The 14,573-nt window shown below is 58.7% G+C and carries 11 protein-coding genes; 8 read left to right on the top strand and 3 right to left on the bottom strand.

Translation table 11 applies throughout. From position 1 onward, the window contains the following. Window positions 1-112: 112 nt before the first annotated feature. The gene (locus SH664x_RS13200; RefSeq protein WP_437201629.1) at window positions 113-1,987 is read right to left on the bottom strand and encodes a hypothetical protein; all 1,875 of its coding nucleotides are present in this window, start codon (window positions 1,985-1,987) and stop codon (window positions 113-115) included. A gap of 1,327 nt (window positions 1,988-3,314) precedes the next feature. On the opposite strand from SH664x_RS13200, the gene SH664x_RS13195 reads away from it, so the two are divergent. Next, window positions 3,315-3,689 (top strand): hypothetical protein, encoded by a 375-nt coding sequence (locus SH664x_RS13195; RefSeq protein ID WP_437201627.1) that lies wholly within the window; start codon window positions 3,315-3,317, stop codon window positions 3,687-3,689. Window positions 3,690-4,096: 407 nt separating this feature from the next. On the opposite strand, the gene odhB is transcribed toward SH664x_RS13195, so the two are convergent. After that, a complete protein-coding gene (odhB, locus tag SH664x_RS13190; RefSeq protein WP_437201626.1) occupies window positions 4,097-5,305 on the bottom strand; it encodes a 2-oxoglutarate dehydrogenase complex dihydrolipoyllysine-residue succinyltransferase in 1,209 nt (402 codons plus the stop codon). Between the two features lie 449 nt (window positions 5,306-5,754). On the opposite strand from odhB, the gene SH664x_RS13185 reads away from it, so the two are divergent. From SH664x_RS13185 to SH664x_RS13170, 4 genes are all read left to right on the top strand, one after another. Beyond that, window positions 5,755-6,174 (top strand): VanZ family protein, encoded by a 420-nt coding sequence (locus tag SH664x_RS13185; RefSeq protein WP_437201624.1) that lies wholly within the window; start codon window positions 5,755-5,757, stop codon window positions 6,172-6,174. A gap of 213 nt (window positions 6,175-6,387) precedes the next feature. Continuing rightward, on the top strand, window positions 6,388-7,503 hold the full coding sequence (locus SH664x_RS13180) for a dipeptidase (RefSeq protein WP_437201622.1): 1,116 nt from the start codon (window positions 6,388-6,390) through the stop codon (window positions 7,501-7,503). Further along, the gene (locus SH664x_RS13175; protein WP_437201620.1) at window positions 7,500-8,813 is read left to right on the top strand and encodes an MFS transporter; all 1,314 of its coding nucleotides are present in this window, start codon (window positions 7,500-7,502) and stop codon (window positions 8,811-8,813) included. The genes SH664x_RS13180 and SH664x_RS13175 overlap by 4 nt, the downstream gene beginning before the upstream one ends. 272 nt (window positions 8,814-9,085) lie before the next feature. Continuing rightward, a complete protein-coding gene (locus SH664x_RS13170; RefSeq protein WP_437201618.1) occupies window positions 9,086-9,508 on the top strand; it encodes a (deoxy)nucleoside triphosphate pyrophosphohydrolase in 423 nt (140 codons plus the stop codon). Window positions 9,509-9,526: 18 nt separating this feature from the next. Here the strand turns inward: SH664x_RS13170 and argJ are convergent, their stop codons facing one another. Next, window positions 9,527-10,762, bottom strand: coding sequence for a bifunctional glutamate N-acetyltransferase/amino-acid acetyltransferase ArgJ (gene argJ / locus SH664x_RS13165; protein WP_437201617.1), 1,236 nt, complete (start codon window positions 10,760-10,762; stop codon window positions 9,527-9,529). A gap of 304 nt (window positions 10,763-11,066) precedes the next feature. On the opposite strand from argJ, the gene SH664x_RS13160 reads away from it, so the two are divergent. From SH664x_RS13160 to nusA, 3 genes are all read left to right on the top strand, one after another. Beyond that, window positions 11,067-11,300, top strand: coding sequence for a hypothetical protein (locus SH664x_RS13160; protein WP_437201615.1), 234 nt, complete (start codon window positions 11,067-11,069; stop codon window positions 11,298-11,300). A 253-nt stretch (window positions 11,301-11,553) separates the two neighbouring features. Next, on the top strand, window positions 11,554-12,462 hold the full coding sequence (gene xerC, locus SH664x_RS13155) for a tyrosine recombinase XerC (RefSeq protein WP_437201613.1): 909 nt from the start codon (window positions 11,554-11,556) through the stop codon (window positions 12,460-12,462). Between the two features lie 663 nt (window positions 12,463-13,125). Then, the gene (gene nusA, locus SH664x_RS13150) at window positions 13,126-14,523 is read left to right on the top strand and encodes a transcription termination factor NusA (RefSeq protein ID WP_437201611.1); all 1,398 of its coding nucleotides are present in this window, start codon (window positions 13,126-13,128) and stop codon (window positions 14,521-14,523) included. Window positions 14,524-14,573: the final 50 nt, after the last annotated feature.

Genomic DNA, 14,573 nt, shown 5'->3' with positions numbered 1-14,573 from the left:
GAGCGTCGGAGACTAGGAGATGAAAAATTGGGCGTCAAGAGGGAGCAGCGATCCGGGAATTTCTCCGGAGCCCTGAACAGCAACCGGGGGAGAAATCCCCACTGACAATCGGTTAACGGAGGCTGCTTCCCAGGGCAGATCTCAATTGATTGACCAGCGTGCGGACCTCGCGAAAAGCCGCATGCCGCGTCAGCCCGGAAGCCTCGGAAAGTTCCTGCGGGAGATTCTCGAACAGGTGCTTTTCGAGTTGCCAAGCCATCCAGTTGGCCCTCTGCTGTGCGAAGGACTCGTGCAGCTGGCGGAATCGGGCCTCCACATACCCTGCTCCGGTCGACGCGGTATCGGTCAGAACCTTATCTCCCACAGCGGTGACCACCGTTCCGCCAATCGCATCGCCTGCCAGTTGAATCACCCCGTGGAGGGCGGTGTCAGTGACGGCTGGTCCCACAACATGGGCCAGTGGCCCGGCTCCGGTCATAAACAGAGCGACACTGATGGCAGGACGGGCTGCCGCAGCAGCGGAATCGAGTTTTCGAAACAGTTTATAAGCATCAGGGCGATCCTGGCGGAACTGTTGCAACTGAACATCAATCAGTTGCTTGACCTGCTGGGTGAGGTCGAGCTGCTGATGTTCGTGGCGGATTTTCTCGATGATGTCCGCCCGGGATTTTCCGCCGAGCAGCTCATTCAGTCGCGGAGTGAGCAGCGGATTCCCGAGATCGCGGAGCCAGCTGAGTCGTTCGATGGCCCGCTCCAGCACTTCGAGCACTGTTTCCCACTCTCGCTCGCGATACGCTTCGATCGGATCGAGCGGCTGGGTTCCGCGCTTTTCGCGATAAATTTGCACGGGATAAGCGAGCGCTTTCCCCAGCTTTTGATAAAAGCCGTGCACCGTCGCGGTCAGCCCTTCCCGCTGTTCGCTCCACCAGTGGCGGATCTCTGATGTCAGCACCGAATTCGGGAGTGTCGGCCAGCGGTTGATTTCGACCAGGCGGTTGGCGGAGAGCAGTTCCAGAGCTTCTCCGAACTGTGTCGAACGGGACTGAATCTCACGCAGCCATTCAGGAATGCCCGCCGACTCGTCGACGAGCTGGCGCAACGCGCCGGAGAGGGCCTGCAGCTTGATTTCACCAAAGCGGAGCTGTGACAGCTCGGCCAGCAGATTCAACGGCTGTCGTTGCTCGGTGTTCGGCTCAGCGGGCAGTGGCCAGGTCCGCTCGTAAAACGGGAGGCGATTTCCCTCGGCCGCTTTTCTGTCGTAGGATGCCAGCAGCACCGCGTGGGGTTTGGTTCCGGTCTCTTTGCAGAACGTCTCCAGCCACAGGGGCCAATAGCCCTCGTCGTCGGGCAGTTGCACCTGATTGAAGACGACGAACACCAGCTTGTCTTCCTGAGCCGCCTTCCGGAAGAAGTCTTTTACTGCGGCATCGTTGTATTTCTGTTGGGTCAGGACGGCGATCAGCACATCCGCACTCTGTCGAATGTGGTCGGCCCGCACCCAGTTCACCTGGGCCACGCTATCGACATCCGGCGTATCGAGGACAATCAGGTTTTCAGGAGGGGCGTCACTGCAGCGGTAAAACAGCAGGTCGCGTGTGTCCTCTTCGAGCGGTTGTTGAGGAGCTTCCCAACGGGTGATTTCGAAGCCGGGGAAGAGTTCTTCGAGGTTAATGCGGTTGGCCAGGTCTTCCCGCAAGAGTGCCGTCGGGTGTTTCGTTCCCGATGCGAGAGGGCTGGTTGCACTCAGCTGGGCACCGGCGATGTGATTGAAGATGACGCTTTTGCCGATGTTGGTTCCCCCCACCACGGCAACAATCAGGAACGATTGTGCACCGAGTTGCGGTCGCAGCTTGCGGTGCAGCAGTTCGTACCACTCCCGCTCTGGGAGGGGCCGCAACTGGCAGCTGTGAGCCGCTGATTCCAGTTGCGGAATGGCCACGCACAACTGCTCGACGAGTTGGGAACATTCTTCGAACCGGGGTGGCATATCGTCTCACTCGATCGCTGATGCGCAGGCAATGGTCAGGGTCTGGAGGGAGCCAAGTGGTCCACCAGAGGATCCAGTGTAGTGCATCGTCGACTCTCCATCGCATCTGTCCGGAGGAGACTTCCGATAATCCCCTCGACATGTGTCCCCGAGGCTGGAGCGTCGGTACCCTTTTGGCGTTTCAGCGTTCGGCGAGGATGAATTCGATCGCCAGGCCACGGGCGAACGGTGAAGCCGTTGCTGCTGCGGGGAGGTTCGTCATGGGCGCAGGTGCAGCGTTGAGCGGGGCCGGGAGGGGATTACGAGGTGGAAACAGACGGTTGGACGGCGAACATCAAGTTTGCAGTCGCTGGGCAGAAATGCGTGATCATTTGTTCTGGTGTCGCGAGGAGAGCATTCTAACAGGCCAGCGAACGAGTGGCTGAGGACGCCGTTTGTGAAGGCTGTATAGGGTATCAAAGTCGACTGACGACACGGATGGCAAGGCCAATGAGCCGACTCGACGCCCCGAAAGATTTCACAGTCTTGTCTCCATGAAGAGGTTTTTACTGTCGAAATTTCGCAAATGCTGCAACAATTAAGTCTGCCTGCCTATTAGCAACGCTGCTACAGCCTTCCTTTCGGTGTCAACGGTCGAATGCTTTCAGACTGACGCAGGAAAACCCTCACGGGTCGGCGGCTCGCGTGCACTTTGTCCTGGCAAGCTGCAGAAACAAGGGGTTATGCCCGTGGAGATATCTAAGTTTTGACGAATTTGAAGTCTCTGTTTATCGCCCGTGTTTGGATTGAGAGTCGCCTGAATAGCGTCGAAATCCGGAAATCTGCTCGTGCGAGGGAACGAAATGGCCGGCAATTTGCAGCTACAATCGGGTGTTTCACGGGGCGTGATGTCGGCTCCAGTAAACCGTGAAGCTTGCCCGTTTCGGTTGTCAGTCAAGTGCTCTTACAAATGCACTTACTGAAGTCGAGAAAGTTCATCGCATGGGGTAATTGTTGCGGCTGGAGCAAAAAGGGACAGGAAATGACGGTTTGCGAAGATGTTTACCCGACATAAGTCCGGTAGTTGGTGTCAGAGGCTTGCATTGGTTGAGTCGGACAGTAAATATTCGCTTGAATTTGAGTTGCTGACCATAATCAGAATCTAATCTGCGAGTTGTTTCTTGCAGTGTATGCTGATGGAAATCTGATGAGTTCTGGCTCCGAATGGTCCAGTAACTGCTGAGGGGGAGGGCAAATGGACAGCGGGCATTATTTCAAACGTGTCAATTAGCCTTTGTGTAAAGAGCTTCCGGTTTGGGCTCCGACGCTCCTCATGAAAGAGAGTCTCATGGCGAAGAAAAAAGCGGTTCGTGGCGAATTCAACATGTCGGCGGAAATTCGAGCTTTGCTCAAGGAAACCCCGTCCATGTCCAGCCGCGACGTGTTCGAAGAGCTGCAGAAGCGGTTCCCCGGCCAGACAATTAACCGCAACTCCTGCAATGTTGCGTTTTCTCATGCTCGCCGCAAGATGGGCCTGCGTCCAGGTCGCAGTCGCTCGGTGAAGGTGCGTCGCCCCGGTGCCAAGGCTGTGGCAGCTCCGCGCGGTGGCGAAGCTGTGGATTTCACCTTGCTCAAGGCTGCACGCAAGTTCATGGCCGAAGCAGGAAGCGCTCAGGCTGCAATCAACGCACTGCAACAGCTCGAAGCTCTGCAGATCGGTTAGAGCAGGCCGGGCTGGAAATCCTCCCGTTCTCGCCTTGCAACGAGCGATTTCGGTCAATCGGAATGCGCGCTCTGCGAGGACGGAAAGAGCCAGTTTCACTGCGAGTCGCCGACGGCCTCACCGGGATCTATCATGCGGTTCTGCTGCGTTTGACTGTTCCAGGCAAACGCAGTGGATCAAAGCAATGCGGCGTATCAATGCCGTTCCGGCCTCTCTTCGGGGGCACTCCGAAGTGTGAGAGACGCAGGGAAAGTCAAGTTCTGAGAGGAGATTGGCTGACCCGTGCCGACTGCGCGATGTTCCGAAAGAACAGCGAGCTCCATCCAAGAAAAGCGGCGAATGCCTGATAAGGATTCGCCGCTTTTTGAATTTCAGAACCGGCTCCGGATCTTCAACCAGACGCCCTCTCAGATTTCAAGGACGAGGCGGGTCGGTTCTTCGATCGCTTCCTTGATACGTCGCAGGAACGAAACCGCTTCGCGACCATCGACGACCCGGTGGTCGTACGTCAACGCGATGTACATCATCGGGCGAACCACCACGGCGCCGTTGATGGCGACTGGCCGATCAAAAATCCCGTGCATTCCCAGCACACCGCTCTGGGGCGGGTTCACGATCGGTGTCGACAACAGGGAACCGTAAACGCCGCCGTTCGTGATGGTGAAGGTTCCCCCTTCGAGGTCCTGCAGGCCGATCTTGTTCTCTTTGGCCCGCTTGGCGAATTCGGCAATCGCCAGTTCAATATCCGCGAAGCCCATCCGCTCTGCGTTGCGCAGCACGGGGACGACGAGACCTTTGCCGGCACCAATCGCGACTCCGATATCGCAGTAATTCCGGTAGACCAGTTCGTTCCCTTCCACCTGGGCTCCCAGCTGAGGGAACTGGTTGAGGGCGTCGACGACGGCCTTCACGAAGAATGACATGAAGCCGAGCTTGATGCCGTATTTCTTCTGGAAGCCGTCCTGGAACTTTTCGCGAAGTTCCTTCACTGCGGTCATGTCACATTCATTGAATGTCGTCAGGAGGGCCGCGTTATGCTGGGCCTCGACGAGTCGCCGGGCAATTGTCTGCCGCATCGGCGACATTGGCAGACGACGCTCTTCGCGGCCGCTGGTCGACACGATCTGGGTGGAGGCTGCGGGGGCAGGAGTCAGCGAACGCTGGACATCTTCTTTCAGCACGCGACCGGCCGGACCGGTCCCTTTGACCTGAGCGGGGATAATCTGGTTTTCTCCTGCCAGACGAGCTGCGGCCGGCATGACATGAGCGCCGCTGGCTGCAGGAGCGGCCTGGGCCGGCGGGGCGGCTTCGGCTTTCTTCGCGGGGGCGTCTGTCTGGGCAGCGGGCTTGCTGCCTGCATCACTTCCGCCGGGCTTCGGTCCGGGTTCCAGCTGAGCGATGACTTCGCCGATTCCGGCTGCGTTCCCCGCCTTTTTCACAATGCTGGTGATCACACCGGCTGCAGGCGCCGGAACGTCGAATGTCGCTTTGTCGGTTTCCAGGCCAACGAGGTTCGTGTCGACGTCAACCCACGTCCCTTCCGAAACGTACCATTCACCGATAAAGACCTCGCTGATCGACTCGCCGACCGCAGGGACCTTGATTTCCACGGACATTGGTGCTGCCTTCTCTCGCGGATCGGCCGCGCACGGCCAAAATTCCGGCTTACGATTACTTTAAGAACAATCGGGTGGTCTGAAAATTTCCCCCTCGGCATCCTAGAACGCTCTCCCGAATCTGTGAAGAGAGAGGAGGAGGCTTCCCGCTCACGCGAAAGGGGAACTTGTCGGATTCTGCCGCTGCAGGCCTTTGCGGCGGGTGAGATGTCCGTCTGGATGCTGGTGTCGCTGCCTGGCGAGCCGAGGTGGAACTGGCAGTCGCGTGAAAAGCCTTGTCTTTCGGCAGGAGGAGTCGATGCCGAGTCTTGCATCAATGACGGTTTAAGTCTTTATGAGTTGGGCCCCGCGTGAACGAGACCTCGGATGGGGATTGACGCACTCGCCGTAGACGCACGATAACCCGCAGGCGCCGTTGCCGTTCCTACTGGATTCCGGTCTCGTAATTCATGTTGAAGCTGGTCTTGAGAACTTCGCCCATCACCGTTGTTTCCTGCTGGCTGGCGGGTGCCATCGTTCTGTACATCACGACGCATATTCCCATTCCCCCGCCCGCGAGCGAGGTGGTCAACCGCTGGGATAAGGTGATCCATTGCGCTGCCTATCTGGTGCTGGCGATCCTGTCCGCCTTCGCGTTTCTTGATCGTCAGCGGTTGCGGATTCCGGCGGTCGCCTTGGTGCTGGCAATGCTGGCGTACGCGGCATTCGATGAATACACGCAGGGGTTCGTGGGACGCATCCCGGACGTGTACGACTGGTGCAGTGACGCGGTCGGCATCGTACTGGGGATCGGAATGGTCAGCTTGCTGTTACGCGGTGCCCGGCAGAGCAGATCCGCGCATCACGAGGGGTCTGTGGAGCCGGTCTGATTCGCGGGCTCGTCCGGTCCGGCGGATTCTGTCGTTTCTGCGTTCATCACTTCCTGGATCGGTCGATAACAAAGGTCCGGCTATTCTTTCGCGTCAGCTCCTTGACTTGCGAGCGCTAATACGGTCAGTTTTCTCCAGCTTCCATACCCTGGGCTGACCGCGACTGGTGCGCTCAGTTCCTGATCGACTTCCCATTCCATCCTGGAGAGCTGGATGTCCTCCCCATCGTCCGATTCTGCTTACGTGCCGGAATTGCTTTTTGACGTGCATCTGGACCTCTCTTACAACGCACTCGATTTCAATCGTGACCTGCGGTGGACTCAGGAACGCATCCGGCGGCATGAGCTTGGAATGACGGATCAGCGGTTCCGGACCAGAAACACCGTCTGCTTTCCGGAAATGCGTCGCGGGAACGTGGGGCTGTGCGTGGCGACCCAGATCGCCCGTTCGGTCGATTACTTCTCCCGTATGCCGGGCTGGACCAGCCCCGAACAGGCCTGGGCCCAGACTCAGGGGCAGCTCGCCTGGTATCGCGAAATGGAGGCCTGCGGCGAACTGGTTCAAATTCGCGATCGGCGGGAACTCGATTCGCATCTCGCCAAATGGCTCAACGCCCAGCCGGGAAGTCAGTCCAAACTCCCGATTGGATATATCCTCAGTCTGGAGGGTGCAGACTCCATCGTCAGCTGGAGAAATCTCGAAGACTCGTACGCGAACGGACTGCGCGCTTTGGGACCGGTGCATTATGGGCCGGGCGTCTACGGAATGGGGACCGACGCCGAGGGTCCGCTGACACCTCGCGGACGCGATCTGCTCAAGGAAATGGAACGGCTGGGGATCATTCTGGATGCGACCCATCTCTGTGATGAAAGCTTCTGGGATGCACTCAACCATTACAACGGCCCGGTCTGGGCCAGCCACTCCAACTGCCGCGCCATCGCCAACTGGAACCGGCAATTCGACGACGATCAGATTAAGGCACTGGCTGAACGGGGAGCGGTCATCGGGATGGCGTTCGATGCCATCATGATGGTACAGGGCTGGGCCCATCTGCGGTCAACGGCTCGCGAGTTTGATCTGCGGATCGAAAAAATCTGCGAGCACATCGACCACATCTGCCAGCTGACCGGCTCCACCCGGCACATCGGGATCGGCAGCGATCTGGATGGCGGATTCGGAACGGAGCAGACTCCACTGGATCTCGACAGCATTGCCGACCTGCGCAAACTCAGCGGTCATCTGCTGGCCCGCGGCTATTCAAAAGAAGACATCGACGGAATTTTCTACGGCAACTTTGTCGCCTTCCTCCGACGGGCCTGGGCTGCATGATCTCACAATCTCCGACACGGGTTCGTTATCGGGTGATCGCCGTCAGCATGCTGATGGCATTTATCCTGTATCTGGACCGGATCTGTCTCTCAGAGATTGTGAAGTCGGACTCGTTCCGGGGTGAAATTCACCTGACGAAGGATCAGATCGGCACCATACTGGGGTCGTTCTTTCTGACCTACGCGCTGTGTCAGGTTCCGGCCGGCTGGGCGAGTGACCGGTTTGGTGCCCGGACGATGCTGACGCTGTACATCGTCTTCTGGTCGGTCTTTACCGGACTGACCGGTCTGATGAGCAGCTTCGGCGGGCTGCTGCTGATGCGGCTGCTATGTGGTGCGGCTGAAGCGGGAGCCTACCCGGCCTGCGGCGCAGTGATTCGACGCTGGGTTCCGGTTCAGGGACGGGGGCTGGCAAGCGCCTGCGTCATCGTGGGAGGAAGAACCGGCGGTACACTGGCTCCCTGGCTGACAACGTTGCTGGTCGTCCAGTTTGGACACTGGCGACCTGCCCTGTGGATCGATGGTCTGGTCGGATTGGTCATCGCAGCCTTGTACTGGATGACTGTCCGCAACCGCCCGCAGGAACATCCGGCTGTGAATGAGGCGGAGCGGGCCTTTATCGGTGAGCCTCCCGCGGAGAAGCCGGTCACCGCTCCCGAACTCGGGGGGATGCTGGCAGGGTTTCTGCGCAGCCGGACACTCTGGCTCGCCTCGCTGTATCTGTTGCTGGTGAATCTCGGATGGGCCTTCCTGATCACATGGCTTCCCAGCTTCCTGAAAGATCATCATCACGTCGATGATGTGCTGGGCAGCAAGATGGTTTCGGTCGTTCTCGGCTGTGGCATGATCGGGCAGCTGGCGGGCGGTCTGGGAGCGGACCTGAGTCTCCGTTTTCTGGGACGTCGGTGGGGGCGGGTGCTGCCGCTCGCTTTGTCCGGATTGATCGCCGGGTTGGGCTATCTGGGCTGCCTGTCCACAACGACTGCCTGGGAGGCCGTGATCTGCCTGTGCATTGTCTCGTTCTCTGTCGATCTGGGGAATCCAGGTCTGTGGGCCATTCTGCAGGATGTGGGTGGACGTTCCACCGGCTCCGCACTGGGTTGGACCAACATGTGGGGGAACCTCGGTGCATTTGCGACAGCGAAGCTGGTCCCCAAGCTGCAATTGATGACCGACAATCCGGAAGCGGGGCAGCGCATGATTTTCTATTGTTGTGCCGGAGTCCTGTTTTTATCGGGATTGTTATCGCTGGGGTTGGACGCCACGCGTCCGCTCAGTATCAATACGAAAGAACGCGAGGCTGTCGGTTAGAGCAGGTTGCTCATTCCAGTGACTTGGTGCCGAGGTTTTGAGAGAGGAAAAAGCTCCAGACGTCCGTCAGGGGCGGCTAGATCACAAGTCAGGATACTCTGGAGCCGCTTGAAATCCGTTTAGCCGTCTTTGCGGACAATTGGCAACGCAGCGATCGATGCCGACACCGGAATTTGTCGGTTATTCTGTCGGCTCGTTTCTGGTGCCGACACGGTTTTTGATCGTCGGGCTGTCGCTCTGGAAACGGAGTCAGAAAGAGTGCGTGACATCGAATGAAGAACCGCAACAGGGAAGCTTCGGAAGTTCCCGCAGTGACCCGCATTGGGATCGCAGTGGTACTGCACGAGGGTCGACTGCTCGTGGGGGTCCGCAGTGCCGGGATCGTCCTCGGCGGAATGCACGAATTCCCGGGGGGCAAATGCGAACCGGGAGAGACGCCGCAGGACTGCGCTGTTCGAGAATGTCTGGAGGAGACAGGACTGCGGGTCCGGCCCGTGGAAGTCCTTGATCGGACGGTTCATGACTACGCGCATGGAACCGTGGATCTCTCCTTCCTGCTCTGCCAGCCAGTGGAGCCGACAGCTTCCCCCCTCCCCCCGTTCCGCTGGGTTCGCGTGGGAGATCTGGACACCCTTCATTTTCCGGACGGAAACCGGAAGGTGCTGCAGCTGTTGCGGGAACGTTTTTCCGCCTGACGGGCTTCTCTTGCCGCCTTATGTGGAATAGTCGGCATTCAGGTGGATGTATTCCGCCGTCAGGTCACACGTCCAGTACGTGACCTGCGCCATCCCCAACCGGAATTGCAGGTCGATGTCGACCTCACCCGATTTCATTGACGCCGAGAGCGCCGCTTCATCGTAGTCGAGCGGGCGTCCCGCTTCGTAAATCACAACGCCGTTTAAGACCAGCGAAAGATCCTGCTCCAGGAAGGAGACCCCCGCATAGCCGGCCGCCGACACGATGCGGCCCCAGTTGGGATCATTGCCGGTGACGGCGGTCTTCACGAGGGGGCTGTCGCAGACCGCTTTGGCGATTTTGCGGGCATCGTCCTGACTGGGAAGCCCCTGCACTTTCACGGTGACGAAATGTCGGGCTCCCTCGGCATCGCGAATGATTTTCCGGGCGAGCTCTTCGCAGACTTCATTCAGCGTGGCCTGCATCAATTCGCGTTCGTGGCCGGTCTGAATCGAGACCTCTGCCGCACCGTTGGCCAGAAAGAGCACCGTGTCGCTGGTGCTGGTATGTCCTTCCACGGAAATATTGTTGAAACTTCGGTCCGCAGCCTGCTTGAGCATGGTTGCCGCTTCTGTTTCCGGAAGGGCGGCATCGGTCATCACGACCGCGAGCATCGTGGCCATGTTGGGGGCGATCATCGCAGCCCCTTTGCAGACCCCGGTCACCGTGATCGTCCCGCTATTCAGCTTCAGCGTGCGGGTCACAATTTTGGCGACGGTATCGGTGGTCATGATCGATTCCGCAGCCAGCTGCAGATGCTGTGGCTGATTGCCCAGTTGCTGGGCCGCTTCCTGAATTCCCTTGCGGATCTTTTCCTGCGGCAGAAACTTGCCGATGATGCCGGTCGAGCAGACGAGAACGTCCTCTTCTCCGGCAGCGATCTGTTCAGCCACCAGTGCCGTCATCTGCCGCGCATCGCCGAGGCCGCGCTCGCCGGTACAGGCGTTTGAGTTCCCCGAGTTGATCACGACCGCCCGCACGCTGCGGGAGGGGACCCGGCTGCGCGAGACGACAACCGGCGCACCGACAACCCGGTTTTGCGTAAAGACTCCGGCAGCGGCACACGGACGATCCGAGACAAACAGGGCGAGGTCATGTTTCCCGGAAACCTTGATTCCGCAGGCGACTCCTGCTGCCTGAAATCCCTGGGGAAGTTGATCGGTCACGTCGGCATCCTCTGAGGTCGGTTCCATGCGGTTGAAGTGCGCATTCATCGCATCGTCTCTTCAGGAATTCAAGCCCACGCTGCGAAGTGAATCCGTTAATGAATTCAATCCGGTCGGAAGCGAGTGGGCCAGTCTGTGAACGACGTGTTGCTGCGCGGTCCGGAAGATCGGTTTCCGGCACGAACTGCCATGACGAAAATGCGGACCGTTCGTGGCCGACGTTTGGCGACGATCAGAAGGGCGGCGCGTCAGAATTCTGCAAAAGTGGCTCCAAAGATTCATTTCCGGCGAACGCCGATTTTCCCGCTCGACGATAAGGGATTATTGGACCCGGTTGGCAGGGGGATGGTTCATGGAGCGGAACATCAACGTCATTGCCCTCGTGAAAGATGGAGAGCGCTACGTCTTCCTGTATGACGATCAAAGCGCTCCCCAGCTTCTGCAGACGCTGGGACGTTATGCCGCTGATCCTGAACTGAATTTCACCTGGTATGACGCTGCCGTGCTGAGCCAGAAGGTGCGGCGGTTGAAAGGGGATGATGATTCACCCCTTCCGGAAAATCCGAAGTTCCGCCGGTCCGCATAAGGCATTTTGACTTGGGGGGCTCCTCCTCGCCACGCGGAAACCAGCATATGACCGTACGAAACGCCTGCTGCGGAGGCACTGGAAGAGCAACCTGCTCAAGAGCGGGCGATACGTTTCGGTCCCCGCGCAGTGCTAGGTGCGGTTGTGCAAGCTTGGTTTGACCCAGAGCACAACTCCACGTGGCGCGATCGGAGGCATCCGGTACTCCGGGGCCGGTTAACCACAGCTTTCTCCCGTCGGCAGATCGAGATTCATGCAGACGTCTGTTCAGCAGTTCCTGCGACACCTGAAACTTGAGCGCAACGCCTCCGAGTTGACGATTAAGTCCTACGGTGACGATTTTGCCAGTTTTTTCGATTATCTCGAAGACCGCGTTGGTGGCATCACTTCCCCCGAGCAACTGACGATCCCCACTCTGCGGGGGTATATCTCGTATCTACACGAGTGCCAGTATGCGCGGACGACCATTGCCCGTCGACTGGCAGCGCTCCGCAGTTTCTTCCGCTACACGACACGCGAGGGAATCACCTCCAGTAACCCCGCGAAAGCGTTGCGCACTCCGCGAGCCGGCCGAAAACTGCCCCACTTCCTGACAACCGAACAGATCGCCACACTGTTGGAAGCTCCCCCTGCCAATGAACCGATGGGGCTGCGGGATCGCGCGATTCTGGAGACGCTGTACTCCGCCGGGTTGCGTGTGGCGGAACTGGTCGGCCTCGATGAACCGGCCTGGGACCGTGGAGCGAACATCCTGCGGGTCTATGGAAAAGGGAAAAAGGAGCGGATCGCCCCGATCGGTTCCTATGCCTCCAAAGCTCTCGAACGCTGGTTGAACGTCCGCAATGTGGATCCGCAAGCTCCTGCAGATGAACAGGATGCGATCTTTACCAACCGCTTCGGGCGGCGTCTCACCACGCGCAGCATCGGTCGGATGCTGAAGCATTATCTGGTGCAGACCGGTCTGGATCAGATTACTTCGCCGCACACGCTCCGGCATAGCTTCGCCACTCATCTGCTGGATGGGGGGGCTGATCTCCGGGCTGTTCAGGAGCTGCTGGGGCACAAGAGTCTGACGACGACACAGATTTATACTCACGTCAGCACCCGGCGGATGCGTGAGACCTACGAGACCTCGCACCCGCATGCTCATCGGGAAAACTGATCCGGGGTTCCCGCCTGGGGGAGAGCAAGCGGCGGAACGGTTTGCCAAGGTGCCGCGAGTCCCCTGAGAGGGTTGACCACCTCGGCCGCCCAACCGCCTGATTACCCGGATAGTTGCCAACGCATCAGGATTCACTGCTGTGAGTCTTGGTCGGGACGAGGGTGGAGGTACCGGGTCAGGCTCCCGGGAACGGATCATCCTGTCTGGATCGGTCGACTGGAGACTCTCCTGCCTGCTTCATTCTGCCCGCGCCGGGAGAATCTGTGAAAACCGTGAGAGGAATTCACGACGCCGTTGCGGCAAACGTGAATAAATCGGTCTGGTGAATGACAGAAAGTGTGCATTTGCCGGAAGTTAATTTCTATCAGCAGCACAGCCGGAACCCTTGTCATTCTTGACACATCCAACCGTGGCACATATTGTTAACGCTGACTTGGAAGAGTCAGGCGTCGGACATTCCGTACCTGTCCGGGACTTCCCGGATCAAATGAGAGGCTTTCCATGTAGGCATTGGCATGAACACGGCCGGTGCTCGGCGATGACGTCGAACCGAATTCCGCAAGGAATTTGGCTTGGCGCGCGTCGGACTGGTCCTCTCTTGGCGTGCGGCGACGAGTGGGACTTTGTGCCCGCTCTTTTTTTTCAACATAGACGGCAGAAATCATGAACGGCAACGAGGTCTTACGCATCGTCGACGCCATCCACCGTGATAAAGGGATCGATAAGGAAATCGTGTTCAGCGGGATCGAAGCTGCAATTCTTTCCGCCGCCCGCAAACATTATGGCGAAGACCGTGAGATCGTGATTCAGATTCACCGGACGACCGGTGAAGCCAGCGCAAAACTCGACGGCAAAGATCTCCCCAAGGATGAACTGGGAGACCTGCTGGGACGCATCGCCGCCCAGACCGCCAAGCAGGTGATGATTCAGAAAATTCGCGAAGCGGAACGGGATGCTCTCTATGACGAGTTTACCGAACTGCGGTCGCATCTGGTAAATGGTGTCGTCGTCCGTGTCGACCACGGAGTGGCCTCCGTCAACCTCGGCAAAGTCGAAGCGATTCTACCCAAGAGTGAGCAGATCCCCGGAGAGATGCATCGGGTCGGTGATCGGGTCCGCGCCGTTGTACTGGAAGTACGCAAGGTGGGAAGCCGGATCAAGGTGGTCCTCTCCCGGGTCCACCCCGAACTCGTCCGTCGTCTGTTCGAAGTGGAAATTCCTGAAGTTTCGGAGCGGGTGATCGAAGTCCGGTCGCTGGCCCGTGAAGCTGGCTATCGCTCCAAGGTGGCGGTTTCCTGCTACGACAACAACATCGACTGTGTCGGTGCCTGTGTTGGCGTGCGGGGCTCGCGCATCAAGACCATTGTCGATGAACTGGACGGCGAACGGATTGATATCGTCCGCTGGAATGATTCGCTGCAGGTCTTGATCCCCAATGCCATGCAGCCGGCAGAAGTTGAAGACGTGATCCTCTGTCCGATGCTGGGGCGGGTGATCGTGCTGGTGCGCGAAGACCAGCTGTCACTGGCAATCGGTAAAAAAGGACAGAACGTGCGTCTGGCCAGCAAGCTGGTCGGCTGGGACATCGAAGTCATGACCCAGGATGAGCTGGACGAGCAGCTGGAACGTTCGGTGGCAGCCTTCGGACAGGTCCCGCATGTGACCGACCAATTGGCTGAAGCACTGGTTTCGCAAGGCTTTTTCAGCTTCGAAGACTTGTCGGTGATTGAGCCCGATCATCTGCAGCAGCTCAGCGGACTCGGTCCGGAAGAGTGCGAAGAGATCGTCGAGGTCGCTGAGCGCGAAGCCGAACGGGAAGAAAAAGAGACCGACCGGCGCAAGGCAATCGAACGTGAAGCCAAACGCGTGGAACGCGAAGCGGCAGAACTGGACGCCATGACCGGCAATCCATTGGGCGAAGAAGGAACTGCCGCTGGCGAAGAGTCGGCGAGTGCCGCAGAAGAATCGAAAGGCTCTTCCGATTCTTCGGATGTGGTGACGGCCTCAGATCGCGAGGACGTCAGCGAGACACCGCCGTCGGAGGCGGCGTCGTCAACGTAGCAAGACTGAGGGACGAGGGCGACGCGAGCGGGGCGCGGCGTGTCGCTTTT

Source organism: Planctomicrobium aquicomposti (genome assembly GCF_051466325.1).
In the GTDB taxonomy this organism is placed as follows: Bacteria; Planctomycetota; Planctomycetia; order Planctomycetales; family Planctomycetaceae; genus Planctomicrobium.
This window is presented reverse-complemented; position numbering and strand designations above follow the sequence as displayed.

What these genes read in the sequence shown, in the direction of transcription:
- SH664x_RS13160 (WP_437201615.1), top strand. Translation starts at nt 11,067, where the DNA reads ATGGAGCGGAACATCAACGTCATTGCCCTCGTGAAAGATGGAGAGCGC.
- SH664x_RS13175 (WP_437201620.1), top strand. Translation starts at nt 7,500, where the DNA reads ATGATCTCACAATCTCCGACACGGGTTCGTTATCGGGTGATCGCCGTC.
- nusA (WP_437201611.1), top strand. Translation starts at nt 13,126, where the DNA reads ATGAACGGCAACGAGGTCTTACGCATCGTCGACGCCATCCACCGTGAT.
- SH664x_RS13200 (WP_437201629.1), bottom strand. Translation starts at nt 1,987, where the DNA reads ATGCCACCCCGGTTCGAAGAATGTTCCCAACTCGTCGAGCAGTTGTGC.
- SH664x_RS13195 (WP_437201627.1), top strand. Translation starts at nt 3,315, where the DNA reads ATGGCGAAGAAAAAAGCGGTTCGTGGCGAATTCAACATGTCGGCGGAA.
- xerC (WP_437201613.1), top strand. Translation starts at nt 11,554, where the DNA reads ATGCAGACGTCTGTTCAGCAGTTCCTGCGACACCTGAAACTTGAGCGC.
- argJ (WP_437201617.1), bottom strand. Translation starts at nt 10,762, where the DNA reads ATGAATGCGCACTTCAACCGCATGGAACCGACCTCAGAGGATGCCGAC.
- SH664x_RS13170 (WP_437201618.1), top strand. Translation starts at nt 9,086, where the DNA reads ATGAAGAACCGCAACAGGGAAGCTTCGGAAGTTCCCGCAGTGACCCGC.
- SH664x_RS13185 (WP_437201624.1), top strand. Translation starts at nt 5,755, where the DNA reads ATGTTGAAGCTGGTCTTGAGAACTTCGCCCATCACCGTTGTTTCCTGC.
- odhB (WP_437201626.1), bottom strand. Translation starts at nt 5,305, where the DNA reads ATGTCCGTGGAAATCAAGGTCCCTGCGGTCGGCGAGTCGATCAGCGAG.
- SH664x_RS13180 (WP_437201622.1), top strand. Translation starts at nt 6,388, where the DNA reads ATGTCCTCCCCATCGTCCGATTCTGCTTACGTGCCGGAATTGCTTTTT.